Consider the following 18,668-nt stretch of genomic DNA (forward strand, 5'->3'; position numbering starts at 1 on the left):
TACTATCAGCAAGTGTTAATGTATTCGATGTGCCAAGGCAGGCGCTGCCGGAATCGATCGGCTGTGGCTCTGAAAGCCGATCAGCCATCATCGCGGTCAAGCCGCGGCGCGAACTCTTGCCTCTTCGCGGATCCTGTTCACCATCGAGCGCAGTCCGTTCGAGCGCTGCGACGAGAGGTTCTCCACCAGGCCGATTTTCGAGAATATCTCGAAGGCATCGAGCCCGGCGATCTCGGATGCCATCTTGCCGGAATAGGTGGCAAGCACGATGGCGACGAGGCCGCGCACGATATGGGCGTCGGAATCACCCTCGAAGCTCATGACCGGGTCGTCGGGATCGCCTGTCGTATGCGTCACCAGCCAGACCTGGCTGGCACAGCCCATCACCTTGTTCTCGGAGGTGCGCTTCTCCTCGGCCAAGTCGGGCAATGCCTTGCCGAGTTCGATGACATAGCGGTAACGGTCTTCCCAATCGTCCAGGAAGGCGAAGTCGTCGATGATCTGGTCGAGGGATGCCATGGAGAAGCCTTTCACTGTTAAAGCAGTTCCAGCAAAAGTGCGCAGCGGTTTTGCGTCCGGAATGCGTCAGGAAATGCTCTACAAGTGCATATAGGTGAAAGACCGGCGGATTTGAACCGCTAAAGCAATTCCAGGAAAAGTGTGAAGCGATTTTCCCAGGCAAAGCGCGAAGCGGTTTTGCCGGGAATTGTGTAAACCAAGATAGAAAAACGCCGTGAGGGATGGGCATCCTCACGGCGCAGCAACATGCTGAATTAAACAGGGCAGGCACGTCAGGCATGGGGTTCTCCGCGTCATGCGGACCACCGATGCAAGCTATAAAACCGAAAGGTATTGCGGACGAATGCCCGCGAAAAATTTCGTCAGATCGCCGGCTTTGGCGTCGGCAGCGGAATTGCGCCTGTTACCACCGTCTCGGCTGCGGCATCATCTTCGACCGGCGGGCGGTAAGGCATCGGCTGGTTGAGCGCAGCCTTTGCCTCGCGCACCTTTTTCTGGATGGCAGGCGGGGTGAGGGAAGGCATGTTGAGCGCCACCGGCATCTGCGGTTCGGCAAGCCTTGCGGTCGCCGGCGCCTCGTCCTTGAACTGGCTGTCGAGAAGTTCGTAAGCAACACGGGCACCTTCACGGGCCCGGTAGCCGAGCGCGGTGAGGGTCTCGCTGCCCTTGGCGCAGACTTCGGGCTTCTCCGAGCACATGCCGGTCAAATAGTCATAAGCGCCGCTTGCCGCCGTGAACGCGTCGGAAAGCTGCAATTGCGGGCCGTTGGCGAGCTTGTCGGAACTCTCCGTGCTGAAGACGGAAAGAAGCACGAGCACGAGGCCAAACCAGAAGGATCCTTTGATCAGAAACCACATTGTCGTCGCCCATCCTGTTTCCCCGTCCGGTTCTTGTCGCCGAATCAGGCCGGTTGTCCGGTGTGTTTTCACCCTACCGCCAAGTTGCGAATGCCGCTTTTCGAAACTCACGCGCATTTGCGGCAAATTTAGTTCAAATTTTAGCGAACGGTATTTGAGGGACATTTTAGGCGAATGCGAGCGATCGCCGTTAAGCATCAGGGCAGCACCTGCTTGCAATTGCAGGACTTTTGCCGGCTCGCCTTGCCACAGGAGTTAACGCAATGCTGAAATATGAGGAAAATCCGTCGCTTACCCCCTATTAACCACAAAAGGCGAAGAGCCTTCCAGATGCTTCAAAACGGGAATTTCAGCCGTTTCAGCCTGTGAACAGAGCTTTTGCCTTATCCTTTCTTTAAGTCGCCAAGGCCTATTGTCCGGATCGATCGACAGCCTTTCGGGCGGGTATTGCGTGCGTGTATTGAGTAACATTGGCGGCTGGATGACGGCCCTCGTAGACCGGGCAGCGACAAGCTGGCTCTCCCGGACGGGCGGCGGTGAAGCCGTGCGCCAACGCGAGCTCGCGATCCTGCGCCGCCTCGTACTATTCTCGTCGGCAGCTCTCGTTGCCGCGCCCATCGGCCTTTCGGCGGTCACCAGTCCTGCCGTCGCCTTGCCGGCAGGTGTCGCCATGGTCTGCGCCGCCTTTCTCTTTTCCGCCGTCGGCAGCATCGCGCTCGCCCGTCAGGGTTCGTCGGCCGGTATCGCCACGCAGTCGGCTGAGGATTTCTTCCTTGCCGCCACCCCGGGCCTCGTCTTCTTCCTCGACCCGCACGGCAGTGTGGCGACGGTCGGCGGTCGCGACCGACGCGATTTCCTCGCCTGGATGCGCGATCCCAAGGGCAGGGGCTTCCTCGAGCAGGTGCATGTCTCCGACCGCATCCTTTTCCTGCAGGCGCTTGATGACCTGCGCCGGGGCGAGGATGCTCAGAGCGTCGATCTGCGCATCGACCGGCCCTCGGTCTCGCGCGATCAACGCCAGTTCGCCTATCTCAGAATGGACATGACGGCCCGGCGTGATGCCGACGGCGAACTTGCCGCCGTCATTGCCCAGCTGCGCGACGTCTCCGTCGAGCAGCAGCTGCGTGACGAAGCCCAGAACCGCGCGGCGGATGCCGAATCGGCAAACGACGCCAAGTCACGCTTCCTCGCCGCCGTCAGCCATGAGCTGCGCACGCCGCTGAACGCCATTCTCGGTTTTTCCGATATCCTGATCGGCGAATATTTCGGCAAGTTTGAAAACGACCGCCAGCGCGAATATGTCGGCCTGGTCCGCGAATCCGGCGCGCATCTGCTGTCCGTCGTCAACACCATGCTCGATATGAGCAAGATCGAAGCCGGTCGCTACGAGCTGATCCTCGAAGCCTTCGATATATCAAGCTCCGTCAAATCCTGCGAATCGATGCTGGCCTTGCAGGCCAAGACCAAGGGCCTCACCCTGACGAGCCGTATCCAGCGCGGCCTCGGCGAGGTTGTTGCCGATCAGCGCGCCATCCAGCAGATCCTCATCAACCTCGTCGGCAATGCCATAAAGTTCACCGAGGCTGGCGGCGTCGTCTCGGTCGATGCGGCAACGCGCGACGGCATCCTCAAGCTGACGGTCAGCGATACCGGCATCGGCATCCCGGCCGACAAGCTGGCATTGCTTGGCCAGCCCTTCGTCCAGATCCAGAATGATTATACCCGCCAGTTCGAAGGCTCCGGCCTCGGTCTCTCCCTGGTCAAGGGGCTGGTGGCGCTGCATGGCGGGTATTTCGCCATCGCCAGCCAGCCGGGCGAAGGCACGATCATCACCATCGAGATCGCGATGGACGGCTCGGGTGCTCAGCACGCCGAAGACGCCGGTCATGGCGCGACTGTCGAGTTTCCGCCGCGGCTGAAGGGCGCGGTCAACACAGGCGCAGAACTGGAAGAGGGGCGTTTCGATGGCCGCGCGCAAGCGAAAATCGCCTAAGGGAAAAAGGGGACGGCAGCAGCCGGGCCTTCTGATGTCAGGCGCTGCCGCCCTCGGCGGACTCGGCCTGCAGGGCGCCTCCGTGCTGGGCGGGCTCAGTCTGCAGGGCGCCTCCGTGCTCGGCGGCGTCATCGGCCGCAATCCGTCGGTCGCGGGCGGCACGATCACCTTCGCCGTCATTTTCTCCTTCGTCGCCGCCAATGCTCTCTGGTATCAGCCGGGCCTGCATCCGCATCCGATCTTCCGCACCCGCGATCCGCAGTCTCCGACCGTGCTTGGCGCCCGTCGCCTAGCGGAGGAGCAGCAGGGCGACGTCACCACCTTCCGGATCGAACGGCCGCAGGATACCGCCACCACCAACGCGACACCGGCGCCTGCCGTACCCGGCCAGCAACCGAGCCAGCTCGTCATGGACATCCAGCAGCAGCTGGTGCGCCGCGGCCTCTATAACGGCATACCCGACGGCATCATCGGTCCGCGCACCAGTGCGGCCATTCTCTTCTTCGAGGAGACCGTCGGCATGACCCAGACCGGCGATCCGACGCCGGAGGTACTGGCGGCGCTGAAGACCGATGCCGCCGGTCCCTCAACCGTGCCCGCCGAAAAGCCGCCCGAAGATGTAAGCTCGAAGGCAGCGGCTGAAGACCCGGTGGCAGCGGCGATCCGCAGTGCTGAAAAGTCGGTCAAAACGGCCCCATCAGCGGCGAAGCAGGTCCCATCAAGCGAAATCACCAATGTCGACCTGGTGCTGAAGATCCAGAAGGGTCTTTCCAACATGGCCTATGCCAATGTCGGCGTCGACGGCGTCGCCGGCGAGCAGACCCGCGCGGCCATCCGCCATTTTCAGAAGCACTATAACCTGCCCGAAGACGGTGAGCCGAACCAGGCGGTGCTGAAGAAACTCAAGGAAATCGGCGCGATCTAGCCGCTATGATGCCGCCTTCAACAGCCGGTAATGCGTCGTCATCGCCTGGCCCTCGACATCCACCACCTCTTCGATCGGCCCGGCCTCGCGGGCCATCGCCACGCGATAGCGCCTGGGCGCCATACCCGTCATCCGCTTGAAGGCATTGCTGAAGGCGCTTTCGGATGTGTAGCCGAGCGAAAGCGCCAGCGCCGAGACCGGCATGCTGCCCTCCCGGAGCTCGCGTTCGGCAAGGCGCATGCGCCAGCCGATCAGATAGGTGAGCGGCGCAACCCCCGCCACGGTCTTGAACCGCAGTGCAAAGCTCGTGCGCGACATGCCGGCCGCCTTCGCCAGTTCGCCGAGCTGCCAGGACCGGCCGGGATCGCCATGCATCAGCCGCAGCGCCGGCGCAATGCGATCGTCGCCGAAGGCGCGGAGCCACCCGACCGTCAATGGCGCCGAGCTCATGATGTGCGTCCTCAGCACCTGCACGAACATCAACTGTGCAAGCTGGGTCGAGGCGAGCAGGGCGCCTGGCCGCTTTGCCGCCATCTCCCGCACCAGCTGGTCGAGCAGCCAGCGCAGCACGCCGGCTTCGGCAAGGGCGGCGCGCACGTGAATGATCGGCGGCAGCACGTCGGACAGCAGCTCCATGCCCTGCGGCCCGAGCGCGATGTGGCCACCGAGATAATGGAAATCCTCGCCAACGCCGTGGCGCGCCATGCCGTCGACCTTCTCCCTGAAGGCGCCGACCGCGTCGGCGGGCGCAACGGCAAGGTCGCTGGCCAGGATGAAGGAGTGCCGGCCGTTCAGAAGCGCAACGTCGCCCGCCTCGAGCAGAATGGGTTCACTGCCATTGTCGAGGCAAAGCCAGCAGCGCCCTTTGGCGACCGCGCTGATCTTGATCCGGTTCGGCCGGGGGAAGCGCAGCGCCCAGGCGCCGCCGGCGATCAGCCCGCCCGAGACAAGGCAGCGCGCATCGAGGAGATTGAGCATTTCGGAGAGCGGGTCACTGATCATTTTTGAACGATGAAGCAGGAAATCGGGATTTGCAAGCATTCAGAATCCCGTTTCCCGGGCGTACATAAGGCCATCATGCAACAACGGAGGGCATGCCATGTCCACCCCACAAGCTCCCATCGGTTCCGGCTTCGGTGCGGCATCAACCGCCGCCGACGTCATTGCCGGGCACGATCTTTCGGGCAAGGTCGCGATCGTCACCGGCGGTTATTCCGGTCTTGGCCTCGAGACCGCTCGTGTGCTCGCCGGAGCCGGCGCCAGGGTTGTCGTTCCCGCCCGCAATCTCGGAAAAGCCAAGGCGGCCGTGGAAAGCATTCCCGGCCTTGCGGTGGAAAAGCTCGACCTGATGGACCCCGGCTCGATCGACGACTTCGCCGACCGCTTCCTCGAAAGCGGCGAGCCCCTGCATCTGCTCATCAACAATGCTGCCGTCATGGCGAACCCGCTGACGCGTGACGCCCGTGGTTACGAATCGCAATTCTCCACCAATCATCTCGGCCATTTTCAGCTCACTGCCCGCCTCTGGCCGGCGCTGGTGAAGGCCGAGGGCGCGCGCGTCGTCGCCGTCTCCTCGCGCGGTCACGTCTTCTCCGGCGTCGATCTCGACGATCCGAATTTCGAGAACCGCGAATACGCGCCCTATCTCGCCTATGGTCAGTCGAAGACGGCAAATGCTCTCTTTGCGGTCTCACTGGACGCTTTAGGTGCGAAGCACGGTGTCAGAGCCTTCTCGCTGCATCCCGGCGGTATCGTCACCACCAATCTGGTCCGCCATCAGTCGAGCGACTTCCTCAAGGCGAGCGGCTATATCGATGAGGATGGCAAGCCGGTTATCGATCCGGAAAACAACAAGAAGACGATTGAGCAGGGGGCGTCGACCACCGTCTGGTGCGCCGTCAGCGAGAAGCTCGAGGGTCTGGGCGGCGTCTATTGCGAGAACTGCGATATCGCCACCGCCGTCCCCGGCGATTCGACCGAGATGCTCGGTGTCCGCCCTTGGGCAACCGATCCGGAATTTGCCGAACGCCTTTGGCAGCTGAGCGAGCGGCTGACGGGCTTCATCGCCAGCTGATGGCGCCACACGGCCACCCACAGTCACGGAGTCTGATTTCTCTACAACCTAAGTCTAAGGTGTCGCCGCTGTTTGCAACTTGTTAACCATGTTGCCTGAAGCTTTTCTGATTGGGGCGGGGGAGCGTCGGTCATGCATGCGCTGAAGGCGATAGACGATCTGGCCGGAGAACCGGCGGTCGAAGCGGGGGGGCCAGACCCCGAGGCGCTCCGCTACATTTTGCTGCGCCTTGCCGAAGAAGCCTCCACCCTTGGCATTGATCTCGTCGATATCGCCGGCGCTATCCAGGATATGGCGGGAATGTCGGCCCGGCATGCCTCCGCCTTCGATCATGTCACCCGCACAGCGCTGTCGATTGCCGAGACCAACCGCTCGGTCGCCGTGTCGCTGCGCGAGACCGACCGCACGGCGGCCGAGGCCCGCCACATGCTGAAAGAATCGGCCGACCGCCTGACCGGCTCCGTCGCCGAGATCGGCCACATGGTCCAGTCCTCCAACGAGATCGGCACTGAGATCGCCGGCTTCTCCAAGTCGCTTGCCGATGTCGACAATATCGCCGAGGAGATCAGCACCATTGCCCGCCAGACCAACCTGCTGGCGCTGAATGCCGCGATCGAGGCGGCGCGTGCCGGCGATGCGGGCAAGGGTTTTGCCGTCGTCGCCGCCGAGGTCCGCGCGCTTTCGCTGCAGACCTCGAAGGCGACCGGCTCCATCCAACAGACGCTGGACGAACTGCGCGTGAAGATCGACCGGCTGTCGGCCGTCGGCAGCGATGCGCGCGACAGTGCGGCCGGCGTGCGTGACAAGTCGGAGGCGATGCGTGGTGCCTTCGAAAGCATGGAACATGTCATCACCCGCATCCTCGACAGTTCGACTGTCATGGCCAACACCACCGAGGCGGTCGACCAGCAATGCGCCGGCTTCGTCGAGAAACTCGGCGAGATGTCGGCCGAGGTCGCCGGCTCGAATGTCAGGCTGCAGCAGGCGGCTAAACGCGTCGACAGTGTCGTCGGCCTGTCGGAAACCCTGATCCAGCTGACGGCGAGCGCCGGCGTCAAGACCGCCGACAGCCGTTGGATCGAGGAAGCGCAATCGGTGGCAAGACAGATTTCCGGCGCCTTCGAACGCGCCGTCGCTGAAGGCCAGATCGGGCTCGATGCTCTCTTCGACCGACGCTATCGGCCGATAGCCGGCTCCGATCCGGCACAGGTGATGGCAGCCTTTACCGAGCTCACCGACCGCCTGCTGCCGCCGATCCAGGAACCCGTCACAGCCTTGGACGAGCGCATCGCCTTTTGCGCGGCGATCGACGAGAACGGCTATCTGCCGACCCACAACCGAAAATTCTCGCAGGCCCAGCGGCCCGGCGACACCGTCTGGAACACCGCCAATTGCCGCAATCGCCGCATCTTCGCCGATCGCGTCGGTCTTGCCGCCGGCCGCAGCACCGCACCCTTCCTCGTCCAGACCTACAGGCGCGACATGGGCGGCGGCAATTTCGTGATGATGAAGGATATCTCCGCTCCGATCACCGTGCGCGGACGGCACTGGGGTGGATTGCGGCTGGCAATCAAGGTCTGACCCCGGGGGTCAAACTCTGGCTCCGCATTGCCGCCGCCCACAGGCCGGTCTATACCGCACCAATGAGATTACGCGCCGACATCTTCGTTTCAGCCCTCCTGCGCCGCGTCTTTGCCAGCGGCGATTTCGCCGCCGTCGAGAAGAAAGGTGCGGAGGAGGCGGGTGCGATCTTTATCCGCCAGCATTTCCGCAGCGGCCTGGAAACGCTCTATGCGCCGGCGCCGCAGACCGCCTTCGACGAAGGTCAGGCCGGTGACCGCCTGTTCGAGATCCGCCTGTCGCGCAGCGAACCGGAAGCGGTGCGTGCGATGCTGGAGCGCGAACGCAAATTCGACCCCGATCTCTGGATCGTCGAGTTGGAGGCAGAGGAATTGGGCGACATGATCCCGCTTGCCAAGGACGGCTGACGGCCAGGCGCGTCAGCTCCTCACCATTTCGAACACTCACCATGCGGTGAGGTTAGTCATTCCAGCTCAGCGATACCGCCGCCCCATGACGCGCATGTCGCGCTGCGGCGCCGCCTGGCGAATAAAGCGATGGTCGGGTGCTGCCGGCGCCGGCGTATCAGGCGCTACCGGCTTATAGGTGTAGCGATCCGCACGCCGCCAGGCTTCGACGCGTTCGTGGCATTCTTCCGGGTCGAGCGCATCGAGCACCATCCAGCCGCGAGTGACGTTGTGCTGCTGTTCGGCAAGGTGCGGATAGAGCCTTTCGAGCACGAAGACGGCGTCGAGAAAGCTCATGCCGAGGCTGGTCAGCGTCGTGGCGAGCTGCTGGCCGGAAAGATCGAGCATGATGCGCTCGGCAAGCCAGCGGCTGGCGGAAAGCGCGTCGGCAAGTGCGGTTGCGAAATGCGTCGCCTCGCGCGAGCGAGCGAAGCGCACCAGCAGCGCCTCCTGAATGTCCGTGAGCGTGCGCAGACCGAGCCTGTCCTCGTCGGCACGGCCGAGATGACCGGCAAGCCCGAGGATGCGCTCGCGCAATGCCTCTTCATTGGCAACCCGCTGTTCCTCCAGCGCATCTGCCTCGTTGGTTTCGGCAGGCGCTGGTGAAAGCGGGACGGCCGGCGATTCCATGATCGGCGCCGATGCGCCCGCGGAGCGCGGCTGGCTCTGGCGCAGCGCCACCAGCGCATCAATGACCTTCGGCGAGAGTGAATCGCGGCTGACGATCGCCTTGACATGCGCTGCACCCTGCATGCGCGCGATGGTGATCAGCGTATCGTCGGCGACGGCCTTTGAGGCGGCAAGAAAAGGCGCCGCGATCTCGATCGGCTGGTTGCCGATGAACAGCGCCACGGCTGCCGGCATGTTCTCGCATTGGGACAGCGCCGCGACCGCCTGGCGCTTGGCCTCGTCGGAGGAGGCCTGAAACAGCGGCATGAAGAGTTCGGCAAATTGGCGCAGTTCGGACCGTGTCGGATGAGACAGGTTCTCGAAACTGCTGACAGTCGCCATTAACACCACGTCCTTTTTCCTGACGGCCAAGGGGCCTTCTAGGTCTCGAAACCGGTCACGCACAAAAACACCCCGAAAACGCAGAACAAGGGGACCAAGGGCCGATATACGCTGGCGGAACGCATGTCAGGCCATACGGTTATGAACAAATCCTACACCGGTACGGTTAATGCATGCTGAAGATTTTATTAAAAAGCAACAGAAATATACACGCAAAGCGTGTGGCGACATGGCTGGCCGGCAATATAAAAATGATCGGTTTGGAAGCGCCGTTGCGCGATGCTCATCGCCGCTGTGATGGTGGAAAAGCTCAGGCGATCCTATGATCGCGCAGCGCGTGCAGCAGCTTTTCGCGGCTGTCGTAACCGGCCTGATAAAGGTCGAGGGCTGCGGATGCCGCGAACTGCGCCTCGACGCTTTTGATGTCGATGCGCCGTTCCGAGCACCAAGCATCGAGCGCACTGCGCAGCACGTCGAGATCATCAGGCGAGAAGGATGAATTCACCAACAAAGACACCGCTTACCCTCCGCATTCCGGCAAGAGCGGGGAACATCTCCGATCGATCGGTGCCCGGAAACATGTGATCGACATGCGCGAACATACGCACATCTGAGCGCCTCGCAATTAAATATTTTCATGACGCATTTTTGCAACACCGCCCCTTTCCCGCCAGGGAGATTGCCGAACCAATGTCAACTATATGAATTATCTCTAATTTTATGCGTCGACGCCAGGCCTGGCCTCTGCGCGGGCGGCGTGAAACCAAATCAACTCTTCGAGCGTTAAAGGAGAAGTGAGGTGAACTGTGTTTGGCATCCGCCGAATATTAGTAAACTGTTAACTGTCATGTGGCTCAATTCGGATAGGAACGACGCGATTTGAGTAGTTGGATCGTTGAAACTCCGCATCACGGTATTTCAATCAAGTGCCGTGGGAAAGGCGCGAATGCCCTCGGTCCGGTCATCCCGGCACTGCAGGACGCGCCGGCTCGCACATTGGCGGGCAGGGTGAAATCCATCGCAAGTTCATCCGTCTCGGGCAGTGCATGGAGACGAGAATGGCAATAGTAGTCGCATTGGCGGATCGGCGGCCGCGGGCGCCGCGTCGCCCGGACAAAGAGCCCCGCGAAGCCAAGATCCTTTGGTTCACCGGCGTCCGCTACGAGCGGTTGGCCGAGAGCCCGAAACATCGTCCGGCGCCCGCGCCGCGCGTCAACAAGAAGTAACCGCTCTTCAACCTCAGCGAGCGGCGAATTGCTCGCAGCCGGCTTCCGTCAGGAAGTTGCGCGCGGCCTCATCGAAGCTCGCCTGCGGCGCCAGCGTCCGCAGCACGGCATAACCGTCCGGCCGTGCCATTTCCACCAGGATCGCCTGTTGCAGCTCCTGCGGCAGGTTTTTGCGCAGGTCGGTCAGCTGGATCGGACTGCCGGCCACCACATCGAGCGCACCACCGACCGACGTCCTGTCGTTCATGCTGAAGACCTCGTTGGAGGCGCTGTCGTAAATCGCGATCGACCAGAAGGGCACATTGCCCTTGGCGGTGAAATGCACCGGCGCATCCTCGACATCGAAGGAGCAGACGGCGGTGCGCACGAAGGGGTCGCCATTGGCAAGGCCGGCTTCGTCATACTGGTTGCCGAGCAGGTAGAAATTGTTGAGGTCGCCCTCTGCCTCCACGCGGGTTGCCGCATCCTTGCCGGTGAAATGCGGCAGCGACAGGATGATGACGAGATGCAGCAGGGCTGCGCCGAAAAGACCGGTCAGGACGGCGAAGAATATCCTAAGCATTGCCGCATCCGGTCTTGGTGAGTTTCGGCATGGCGAGGTCGATCACGCCGGAACTACCGGCGGTCGGAGTGTCGAACAGTGTCAGCACCAGCCGGAAAGTGCCGGCCTGTGGCAGGGCCAGCCAGTTGCCCGGCTGCGCCACGGCGGATATCTCGATCGAAAAACTGCTGTCTTGCTGGCGCAGCACCGTCCAGGAATTGAGCGCTGAGGGATGCCCGGTCGTCACCGCCGCCGGATTGCCGCCATTGTCGGCGGTAAACAGGGTCCAGAGCCGGGCAGGCGGTGTTTGCCCGCTGATGCGATAGCGGCAGCCGGCATTCAGCCGCGCGCCGTCGTCGTCGACGCTCGCCGTGAAGGTCAGGCCCTCGGCGCTGCCATAGAGCAGCTTGCCGGCGCGCGCCCGGTGCGATTTGGCATAAGGATCAGCCTCGACGGTCTGCAATGCCGGAAAGGCCTCCCAGGCGCCGAGCTTGATCGCCCCGAAACCCTGCGTCGCATCCAGCGCATAAAGCGAAATCATGATCCCGCCGCCAAAGGCGACGATCAGCGTGATCGCGATAAAGAGGGGGAATCGAAACACGTCAAGACCTTGGAAACCATATCGGATGAAAGGGTTACCACTGATTCTGGCAGGGTGGAATGCCACGCCACGACATAGAGGCCGATTGATCCACGGTCATGCCAAGTGCGGCACAGCCGTCATGGCGCAGGCGGCGACAGCAATCCACGCCGATGCATCGATGCCGGCGGATGCTGATTAGAGATCTGGACGTGAGGCGTGGCCGGCTACTCCGCGCTCGCCACCTTCGCCGGCGCGAGCGGGGCGGCATCCTTCAGCTTCTCGCCGAGCTTCTTGAGGATGTCCGTCGATTGAACCGAAAGCATGCGCGGCCGGATAAGCTGCGGCAATCCGTCCTGCGGCTTGGCGGCGGCAGTCTTGGCGAGATCCTTGTCCGAGGGTAGGGGGTTTTCGATGCCGGGGATGGCCCGCAGCGTGACACCTTGGTGGGCGTAGTCCATGGCGCGCTTGAACGTCATCGCCGGCAGCGAGCCGCCGGTCATCTCGTTGGTCGAGGTATAGTCGTCATTGCCGAACCAGACGGCGCAGGTGTAATTGCCGGTGAAGCCGACGAACCAGGCGTCGCGATAGGCCTGGGTCGTACCGGTCTTGCCGGCTGTCACGATGCCGTTGTCGAGGGCTGCCTTGCGCGCCGTGCCGACATAGGGAACGCGCGACAGCATCTGGTTCATATAGGCATCGGCCTTTTCGGAGAGCACGCGTTTCGGCGCCGGCTCGTCGCGGTCGAAATCGTAGAGCACGTCGCCGTCGTAATCGAGGATCTGGGTGATGCCGTGGCGGCGCGACTGGTAGCCGCCAGCTGGGAAGGTGGCGTAGGCCGTCGCCTGGTCGAGCACCGTCACCTCGGAGGTGCCGATCGGGATGGTAACGTCGTCGCGGATCGGCGTTTCGACGCCGAGGTTTTTCGCCATTGCCCGGATCGGCTGAATACCGAGCTTTTCCTTGGCGAGCCGAACCGGCACGGTGTTGATCGACTGGGCGATAGCGGTCTCGAGTGTGATGCGGCCGGCATAGCGATTCGCATAATTATGCGGGCTCCAATTGCCCCAGGAGATCGGCGCGTCGACGATCGTCGTCTGCGGCGTCATCCCGCTCTCCATGGCCACCGAATAAGTGTAGACCTTGAAGGAGGAGCCCGGCTGGCGCAGCGCCCTGGTGGCGCGGTTGAACTGGCTCTCGCCGTAATCCCGGCCGCCGACCATGGCGCGCACGGCGCCGCCGTTCTCGATCATCACCATCGCGCCCTGCTTGGCGTGATAGGCCTCGCCATATTCGCGCAGCGACGTCTCGACCGAATCCTCGGCCGCCTGCTGGATGCCCATGTCGATCGTCGTGCGCACGATCAGCGAATGCTGGTGGAAACGCGGTGACAGCCGCTGCACCTCGTCGAAGGCCCAGTCGAGGAAGAAATCGGGCGATTCCACCTCGTTGCGGTCGACGACGGTGGCTGGATTGCGCCTGGCGGCGATCACCTGGCCCTCGGTCATCAGCCCGCTCTGCACGAGATTGGTCAGCACTTCGTTGGCGCGGGCGCGCGCCGCCGGCAGGTTGACATGCGGCGCGTATTTGGCCGGCGCCTTGAACAGGCCGGCAAGCATGGCGGATTCGGCAAGGTTCACATCAGTGATGTTCTTTCCGAAATAGAACTGTGCCGCCGCCGCTGCGCCGAAGGTGCCGCCGCCCATATAGGCGCGGTCGAGATAGGTGGAGAGGATTTCCTTCTTGGAAAGGTTCGCCTCGAGCCACAGTGCCAGGAACGCCTCGGTGACCTTGCGGTCGATCGAGCGTTCGTTGGACAGGAACAGGTTCTTGGCGAGCTGCTGGGTCAGCGTCGAGCCGCCCTGCACGACTTCGCCGGCGCGTGCATTCTCGCTCATGGCGCGGAAGAGGCCGATGAAATCGATGCCGAAATGGTCGAAGAAGCGCCGGTCCTCGGTGGCGATCACCGATTTGATCAGCGAATCCGGCAGCTCGTCGATCGGCACGGAATTCTGGTGGATGACGCCGCGATGGCCGATGACGTTGCCATAGCGGTCGGTGAAGGTGACGGCGAAATCGCCGCGGTTGCGCCAGTCCTCCTTGGTCGCCTCGAAGGCCGGCTGGGCAAGCAGCAGCATCAGCACCGAGCCGGCCGCCCCGAGCGTCAGCCCTTCGCCGGCAAGTTCGAAGACCATGCGCTTCCAGCCGCGCACGCGGAAGCGGCGGAAGAAGATGGTAATGTCTTCCCAGATCTCGGCGGCGCGGAATCCGGCGTTCCAGACGGTCGAATCGATCCAGGAATCGATGCGCAGCAGAATGTGACGGCTCTTCCTAGGCCGCTTGTCCGCCGCCTCGTTCGCCGCTTTTCCGGGCCTGTTTTCTGGCCCGTTTTCTGGGTTGTCCGGATCCTGCACGTCCTGTATTCCCGCCTGATCGCGCTTCGGTCATATCCGACGAAAGTGCGAGGCCCGCATATGGCCGCAAAGCTCTCCGATACCAGGAGAGAATTCTCCGAGTACCAGGAGTATACTGAGAATTGATTGATTTTGCGGCTGATAACAAGAGAGATGCATGAGGCTCACGCGAATTTGCGGGCCGCTGTTGCAAGAAACGAACGATGAACGATCTGCCCTTCTGGAAGAGCAAGACGCTAGCCGAAATGACCGTCGCCGAGTGGGAAAGCCTCTGCGACGGCTGCGGCCTCTGTTGTCTCAACAAGATCGAGGAATGGGATAGCGGCGATATCTATTTCACCTCGGTCAGCTGCAAGCTGCTCGACGGCGAAAGCTGTCGCTGCTCCAGCTATGAGAACCGCTGGGATTTCGTGCCGGACTGCGTGCAACTGACGAAGGAGAACGTGCCTGACATTGCCTGGCTGCCGCCCACCTGCGGCTACCGGCTGGTCAATGAAGGCCGCGATCTTTACTGGTGGCACCCGCTCGTCTCCGGCGACCCGGAGACCGTCCATGCCGCCGGCATTTCCGCGCGGGGCCGCGCGATCAGCGAAAATGAGATCGATATCGACGATCTCGAGGATTACGTCGTCGACTGGCCGCTGACGGTGGGTGAGGAGAAGGACGAAGAGGAAGCCTAGAACAAGATGATTTTAGGCCGGGTCGGCCTAAAATCTGAATCCTGTTCAAATTAAAGAGTTAGAGCATGACGTCGTCTGAAAACCGCTTACACTTTTCGGCATCATGCTCTAGGCGGGCTCAGGACTTTATTGCCGCGAGGAAGCGCCGCAGTTCCGTCTCGACATAGGCAGCCACCGGCCCGTCTGCGCCAAAACCCCACCAGAGCAGCGATCCCTGCCATTGCGACAGCATCAGCCGGGCGATTGTCTCCGGCGCCTTTGCCGATCCGAAACATCGGGCGATTGCCGCCGTCAGTGCCGCTCCCCAGGCCGCACCCCGGGCACGCAGCACCGGATCGCGGAAATCCTCGCGAAGCACCAGCAGTCCCTCGCCATAGGCGGCGGCATTGTCGCCGTAATCCTGCGACAGGCCGACGAGCAGCGCGACGGCGCCTTCCGGCGTTTTCGGCACGGTCTCGGCAAGCCGCGCCGTTTCCGCATCCAGCCGGTCCCAGGCGTGAAGCAGCGCGGCGCGCAGCATCGCCGCCTTCGTCGCGAAACGCTGCACCAGCGTCGAGCCGGAAAGACCGCTCGCTCTCGCCACTGCCGCAAAGGTCGCCGCCTCCGGCCCTTCGGCGTGGATCAGCGCCAGCACCATGGCGAGAAGCTGTTCATCGGAAAGTGTGCGGCGACGCGGCATGAAATTCCTCTTGCATTCGCTTCGAATGTAAACGATCATTCGTTTATATACAAGCGACGTCAGCTGGAGCATTCCAGGAAAAGTGTGAAGCGGATTTCTGTCCGGAATTGTGTAAAAACAAATAGTTAACCCCGGGTGCTTACGGCATGAAGGCCGTTCTAGCGTGGAGGATGGAGAAGTGATAGCGAACTTGCGGGAGAAAGTAGCCTTGGTGGCGGGTGCTACGCGCGGCGCCGGTCGAGGCATCGCGGTGGAACTCGGCGCCGCCGGCGCTACCGTTTACGTGACGGGGCGCACGACGCGCGCTAAGCAATCCGAATATATGCGACCGGAGACGATCGAGGAGACGGCCGAGCTGGTGACATCAGCCGGCGGCAGGGGCATTGCCGTTCAGGTGGACCATCTCGTCGAGGAACAGGTCGAGGCGCTGGTCGCCCGCATCCGCGGCGAAGCCGGCCGACTCGATATTCTCGTCAACGATATCTGGGGCTGCGAGAAACTGTTCGAATGGGACAAGGCCGTCTGGGAGCATTCGCTGGACAAGGGCCTGCGCATGCTGCGGCTCGGCATCGAGACGCATCTGATTACCGCCCACTACGCCCTGCCGCTGATGATCGAGCGGCCCGGCGGGCTGCTGGTCGAGATGACCGACGGCACGGCCGAATACAATGCCACCCATTACCGGCTGTCGCCCTTTTACGACCTCGTCAAAACCGGTGTCACCCGCATGGCCTGGGCGCATGCGCAAGATTTGGCGAAACACGGCGCCGCCGCAGTTTCGATCACGCCCGGTTGGCTGCGCTCCGAAATGATGCTGGATGCTTATGGCGTCAGCGAGGAGAACTGGCGCGAGGCGACGAAGGTGCAGCCGCATTTCGCCATTTCCGAAACGCCGCATTTCGTCGGCCGCGCCGTTGCGGCTATCGCTGCCGATCCCGACCGCGCCCGCTGGAACGGACAATCGCTATCGAGCGGCGCGATCGCCAAGACCTATGGCTTCGACGATATCGACGGTTCGCGGCCGGATTGCTGGCGCTACATGGTGGAAGTGCAGGAGCTCGGCAGACCGGCGGATGTGACGGGCTATCGCTAGAACCTTTCGAGAAAGGCTCTGCGAAGCCGCTCACACCTTTCGGCATCATGCTCTGGAGCAATTCCAGGAACAGAAGGCTAGAGCGGCTCTGCGCTTCCGTGAAGGCTAAACCGCTCTAGGGCCTTGTTATCGTGCGGCGGCGAGGCGCGCTGCGTCGCGAAACGAGACCAGTCGCTTCGTCTGTTCGTCCCACAGCACCAGCTTGACGCAACGCAGGCTTTCAATGAGCGTGATGCGGCCCATATCGGCAAGCTCAGGATGGTCTCGCAGCACCTCCGGCAGCCGGTAGTAAGGCACCCGGCTCGACAGATGGTGCACGTGGTGGATGCCGATATTGCCGGTGATCCAGCGCAGCACTGGCGGCAGGTCGTAATGCGAGGCACCGTGGAGGGCCGCATGCTGGAACTGCCAGTCCGGCTTCTTCGACCAATGTGTTTCCTCGAATTGGTGCTGCACGTAGAATAACCAGACGCCGGCAGCACCGGCCAGAAGCACGGTCGGCAGATGCACCAGCAAAAAGGGGACGATTCCGACGGCCCAGATCAGCAGCGCGGCGACCAGCGCGATGGCAAGATTGGTCGCCATGGTGGAGACCCAGGGCAGGGCGCCGGAGCGCATCATGCCGAAAGGCAGGCGCTGCTTGAAGAGGAACAGCCAGGCCGGTCCGATCCCGAACATCACGATTGGATGCCGGTAGAGCCGGTAACCAAGCCGGCCCCAACGCGACAGTGCGTTGTATTCGGCGATTGTCAGGGTTTCGATGTCGCCAACGCCGCGTTCGTCCAGGTTTCCGGCCGAGGCGTGGTGTTCCGCATGCGCCCGGCGCCAATAGTCGTAGGGCGTCAGCGTCAGGATGCCGATCGTGCGTCCAACCCAGTCGTCGACGCGGCGACGGGCGAAAAACGAGCCGTGGCCGCAATCATGCTGGATCATGAACAACCGGAGCAGGAAGGCGGCGGCGGGAAGGACGAGGATCAGGCCGGGCCAGAAGCTGTAATGAACCGCTGCCCAAGCGGCAGCCCAGAACAGCGCGAAAGGGATGACGGTGACGACAAGCTCGAAAGCGCTGCGTCCGGCTCGTGGCTGGCGATATCCGGCAAGGATCTTCAGCCAGCGTTTTTCAGCGAAAAGCTCGGCATTCCCTCGGGATCGCTCCGGATTTTCGTCAGACTCGCCCAAAGGGGCCACCTGGATTTCCTCGCACTCGCTGCGGCGCGCAGATTCGATCACAGAGTGACGCCGTGAAAGGCCGCGATGGCCGAAAGGCCGAGTGCAATCACTACGGCCGAGCGAATGAGGAAGAGCGGATAGTCGAAGTGGTACATTGTATGAAGAGTGGTCATGGTTGCAGCAATTCCTTTTTCGAGAAGATGTCAATGGGTGATGATGTCACGCCAGCGTGTCCGACAGGACGCGCTATCACTTGCGCCGTTACGCGCAGCGAGGGCGAGAGTGGCGGCTCGATAAGAGGTTCTATTTCTTTGGAGCACTGCCCTGCGGGGCGGTTTTGGTCGCCGTCTTCATCTGGTTGGCGAATGTGCTTTCCACCTTCGCTTCCTGCTTGTCCTTCTTCGGCTTCCGGACCTCGCGATTGCTTCTTACCTGTCCTTTTGCCATGGATAAAATCTCCCTTTAGATCGAAATTGAAAGCCGCAGCCTGCGTGGTATTCGCCCCGTTTGTCGGTCGCGATCGAGATCGCGGGATCGTCATGAGGGGCAACCCGACAACACCGGGCCGCAGGGATGGAATGAAAATGATGCCTGCTGAAACCGCATCGCTGTCTGGAGGCGGATGACCGGAGAGGTCACCGAAAGCCAAACCCGACGTTGAGACGGGACGTCACCATGCTTTCGCGATCGGGAAAATGGCGGGCCGGAAATCCGGTCACCGCAAATGCCGCATCGGCCAAATCAGCGAGCCCTCCTTATAGAGTAAAATTGAGGTGCCATTAAGGCCGTCGCCGCAGGAAAGCCATATTTCCACAGGGCATAACGCCTGTCGCACAAAAACTATGCAGCGGTTTTGCGATCACGACATGCGTGAAAACA

At 62.1% G+C, this 18,668-nt stretch carries 20 protein-coding genes; 9 read left to right on the forward strand and 11 right to left on the reverse strand.

The window, feature by feature from the left end:
* Positions 1-96: 96 nt before the first annotated feature.
* Both U5G49_RS05125 and U5G49_RS05130 read right to left on the reverse strand, forming a co-directional pair.
* Positions 97-519 (reverse strand): SufE family protein, encoded by a 423-nt coding sequence (locus U5G49_RS05125; protein ID WP_018446245.1) that lies wholly within the window; start codon positions 517-519, stop codon positions 97-99.
* Positions 520-881: 362 nt separating this feature from the next.
* Positions 882-1,376 (reverse strand): DUF5330 domain-containing protein, encoded by a 495-nt coding sequence (locus U5G49_RS05130; protein ID WP_193444763.1) that lies wholly within the window; start codon positions 1,374-1,376, stop codon positions 882-884.
* Between the two features lie 412 nt (positions 1,377-1,788).
* Here U5G49_RS05130 and U5G49_RS05135 point away from each other — a divergent pair, with 412 nt between their 5' ends.
* Entirely contained in the window at positions 1,789-3,369 is a 1,581-nt protein-coding gene (locus tag U5G49_RS05135; RefSeq protein ID WP_210262232.1) for a sensor histidine kinase, read from the forward strand.
* The gene (locus tag U5G49_RS05140; RefSeq protein WP_131702251.1) at positions 3,341-4,294 is read left to right on the forward strand and encodes a peptidoglycan-binding domain-containing protein; all 954 of its coding nucleotides are present in this window, start codon (positions 3,341-3,343) and stop codon (positions 4,292-4,294) included. The genes U5G49_RS05135 and U5G49_RS05140 overlap by 29 nt, the downstream gene beginning before the upstream one ends.
* 3 nt (positions 4,295-4,297) lie before the next feature.
* On the opposite strand, the gene U5G49_RS05145 is transcribed toward U5G49_RS05140, so the two are convergent.
* Positions 4,298-5,335 carry an AraC family transcriptional regulator gene (locus U5G49_RS05145; RefSeq protein ID WP_193444761.1) on the reverse strand — a complete coding sequence of 346 codons (1,038 nt, stop codon included), beginning with the start codon at positions 5,333-5,335 and terminating at the stop codon, positions 4,298-4,300.
* 58 nt (positions 5,336-5,393) lie between these two features.
* Between U5G49_RS05145 and U5G49_RS05150 the strand changes: the two genes are divergently transcribed.
* The 3 genes from U5G49_RS05150 (at position 5,394) to U5G49_RS05160 (ending at position 8,356) form a co-directional block, all read left to right on the forward strand.
* Positions 5,394-6,368, forward strand: a complete 975-nt coding sequence (locus U5G49_RS05150) for an oxidoreductase (protein WP_193444760.1) — start codon at positions 5,394-5,396, stop codon at positions 6,366-6,368.
* Positions 6,369-6,500: 132 nt separating this feature from the next.
* Complete coding sequence (locus tag U5G49_RS05155) at positions 6,501-7,949, forward strand: methyl-accepting chemotaxis protein (protein ID WP_131605300.1); 1,449 nt, start codon at positions 6,501-6,503, stop codon at positions 7,947-7,949.
* A 62-nt stretch (positions 7,950-8,011) separates the two neighbouring features.
* A complete protein-coding gene (locus tag U5G49_RS05160; protein ID WP_112906364.1) occupies positions 8,012-8,356 on the forward strand; it encodes a DUF1491 family protein in 345 nt (114 codons plus the stop codon).
* 66 nt (positions 8,357-8,422) lie between these two features.
* Here U5G49_RS05160 and U5G49_RS05165 read toward each other — a convergent pair whose 3' ends face one another.
* Positions 8,423-9,469 (reverse strand): DUF2336 domain-containing protein, encoded by a 1,047-nt coding sequence (locus U5G49_RS05165; protein ID WP_193444759.1) that lies wholly within the window; start codon positions 9,467-9,469, stop codon positions 8,423-8,425.
* Positions 9,470-9,579: 110 nt separating this feature from the next.
* On the opposite strand from U5G49_RS05165, the gene U5G49_RS05170 reads away from it, so the two are divergent.
* Positions 9,580-9,732 carry a hypothetical protein gene (locus U5G49_RS05170; protein WP_182565344.1) on the forward strand — a complete coding sequence of 51 codons (153 nt, stop codon included), beginning with the start codon at positions 9,580-9,582 and terminating at the stop codon, positions 9,730-9,732.
* On the opposite strand, the gene U5G49_RS05175 is transcribed toward U5G49_RS05170, so the two are convergent.
* Complete coding sequence (locus U5G49_RS05175) at positions 9,717-9,923, reverse strand: hypothetical protein (protein ID WP_017963548.1); 207 nt, start codon at positions 9,921-9,923, stop codon at positions 9,717-9,719. The genes U5G49_RS05170 and U5G49_RS05175 overlap by 16 nt on opposite strands.
* A 541-nt stretch (positions 9,924-10,464) precedes the next feature.
* Here U5G49_RS05175 and U5G49_RS05180 point away from each other — a divergent pair.
* On the forward strand, positions 10,465-10,632 hold the full coding sequence (locus U5G49_RS05180) for a hypothetical protein (protein ID WP_003546657.1): 168 nt from the start codon (positions 10,465-10,467) through the stop codon (positions 10,630-10,632).
* 13 nt (positions 10,633-10,645) lie between these two features.
* Here the strand turns inward: U5G49_RS05180 and U5G49_RS05185 are convergent, their stop codons facing one another.
* The 3 genes from U5G49_RS05185 to U5G49_RS05195 form a co-directional block, all read right to left on the reverse strand.
* Positions 10,646-11,194 carry a DUF1254 domain-containing protein gene (locus tag U5G49_RS05185; RefSeq protein ID WP_018241270.1) on the reverse strand — a complete coding sequence of 183 codons (549 nt, stop codon included), beginning with the start codon at positions 11,192-11,194 and terminating at the stop codon, positions 10,646-10,648.
* On the reverse strand, positions 11,187-11,774 hold the full coding sequence (locus U5G49_RS05190; RefSeq protein ID WP_018241271.1) for a DUF1214 domain-containing protein: 588 nt from the start codon (positions 11,772-11,774) through the stop codon (positions 11,187-11,189). Before U5G49_RS05190 ends, U5G49_RS05185 begins: the two co-directional genes overlap by 8 nt.
* A gap of 206 nt (positions 11,775-11,980) precedes the next feature.
* Positions 11,981-14,167: a transglycosylase domain-containing protein gene (locus U5G49_RS05195; protein ID WP_028733879.1), complete on the reverse strand. Its 2,187-nt coding sequence runs from the start codon at positions 14,165-14,167 to the stop codon at positions 11,981-11,983.
* 203 nt (positions 14,168-14,370) lie between these two features.
* Between U5G49_RS05195 and U5G49_RS05200 the strand changes: the two genes are divergently transcribed.
* A complete protein-coding gene (locus tag U5G49_RS05200; protein WP_018446234.1) occupies positions 14,371-14,847 on the forward strand; it encodes a YcgN family cysteine cluster protein in 477 nt (158 codons plus the stop codon).
* A 118-nt stretch (positions 14,848-14,965) separates the two neighbouring features.
* On the opposite strand, the gene U5G49_RS05205 is transcribed toward U5G49_RS05200, so the two are convergent.
* A complete protein-coding gene (locus U5G49_RS05205) occupies positions 14,966-15,526 on the reverse strand; it encodes a TetR family transcriptional regulator (protein WP_193444758.1) in 561 nt (186 codons plus the stop codon).
* 178 nt (positions 15,527-15,704) lie between these two features.
* On the opposite strand from U5G49_RS05205, the gene U5G49_RS05210 reads away from it, so the two are divergent.
* The gene (locus U5G49_RS05210; RefSeq protein ID WP_193444757.1) at positions 15,705-16,619 is read left to right on the forward strand and encodes an SDR family oxidoreductase; all 915 of its coding nucleotides are present in this window, start codon (positions 15,705-15,707) and stop codon (positions 16,617-16,619) included.
* Between the two features lie 126 nt (positions 16,620-16,745).
* On the opposite strand, the gene U5G49_RS05215 is transcribed toward U5G49_RS05210, so the two are convergent.
* Positions 16,746-17,798 carry a fatty acid desaturase gene (locus tag U5G49_RS05215; protein WP_193444852.1) on the reverse strand — a complete coding sequence of 351 codons (1,053 nt, stop codon included), beginning with the start codon at positions 17,796-17,798 and terminating at the stop codon, positions 16,746-16,748.
* A 294-nt stretch (positions 17,799-18,092) separates the two neighbouring features.
* Positions 18,093-18,236, reverse strand: coding sequence for a hypothetical protein (locus U5G49_RS05220; RefSeq protein ID WP_003557866.1), 144 nt, complete (start codon positions 18,234-18,236; stop codon positions 18,093-18,095).
* Positions 18,237-18,668: the final 432 nt, after the last annotated feature.

This window comes from Rhizobium indigoferae, assembly GCF_034554815.1.
Classification (GTDB): Bacteria; Pseudomonadota; Alphaproteobacteria; order Rhizobiales; family Rhizobiaceae; genus Rhizobium; species Rhizobium leguminosarum.

Excerpts from the sequence above, each read along its gene's own strand:
- U5G49_RS05180 (WP_003546657.1), top strand. The coding sequence starts at position 10,465 with ATGGCAATAGTAGTCGCATTGGCGGATCGGCGGCCGCGGGCGCCGCGT.
- U5G49_RS05130 (WP_193444763.1), bottom strand. The coding sequence starts at position 1,376 with ATGTGGTTTCTGATCAAAGGATCCTTCTGGTTTGGCCTCGTGCTCGTG.
- U5G49_RS05125 (WP_018446245.1), bottom strand. The coding sequence starts at position 519 with ATGGCATCCCTCGACCAGATCATCGACGACTTCGCCTTCCTGGACGAT.
- U5G49_RS05160 (WP_112906364.1), top strand. The coding sequence starts at position 8,012 with ATGAGATTACGCGCCGACATCTTCGTTTCAGCCCTCCTGCGCCGCGTC.
- U5G49_RS05150 (WP_193444760.1), top strand. The coding sequence starts at position 5,394 with ATGTCCACCCCACAAGCTCCCATCGGTTCCGGCTTCGGTGCGGCATCA.
- U5G49_RS05185 (WP_018241270.1), bottom strand. The coding sequence starts at position 11,194 with ATGCTTAGGATATTCTTCGCCGTCCTGACCGGTCTTTTCGGCGCAGCC.
- U5G49_RS05145 (WP_193444761.1), bottom strand. The coding sequence starts at position 5,335 with ATGCTTGCAAATCCCGATTTCCTGCTTCATCGTTCAAAAATGATCAGT.
- U5G49_RS05205 (WP_193444758.1), bottom strand. The coding sequence starts at position 15,526 with ATGCCGCGTCGCCGCACACTTTCCGATGAACAGCTTCTCGCCATGGTG.
- U5G49_RS05200 (WP_018446234.1), top strand. The coding sequence starts at position 14,371 with ATGAACGATCTGCCCTTCTGGAAGAGCAAGACGCTAGCCGAAATGACC.
- U5G49_RS05140 (WP_131702251.1), top strand. The coding sequence starts at position 3,341 with ATGGCCGCGCGCAAGCGAAAATCGCCTAAGGGAAAAAGGGGACGGCAG.
- U5G49_RS05155 (WP_131605300.1), top strand. The coding sequence starts at position 6,501 with ATGCATGCGCTGAAGGCGATAGACGATCTGGCCGGAGAACCGGCGGTC.
- U5G49_RS05220 (WP_003557866.1), bottom strand. The coding sequence starts at position 18,236 with ATGGCAAAAGGACAGGTAAGAAGCAATCGCGAGGTCCGGAAGCCGAAG.
- U5G49_RS05170 (WP_182565344.1), top strand. The coding sequence starts at position 9,580 with ATGCTGAAGATTTTATTAAAAAGCAACAGAAATATACACGCAAAGCGT.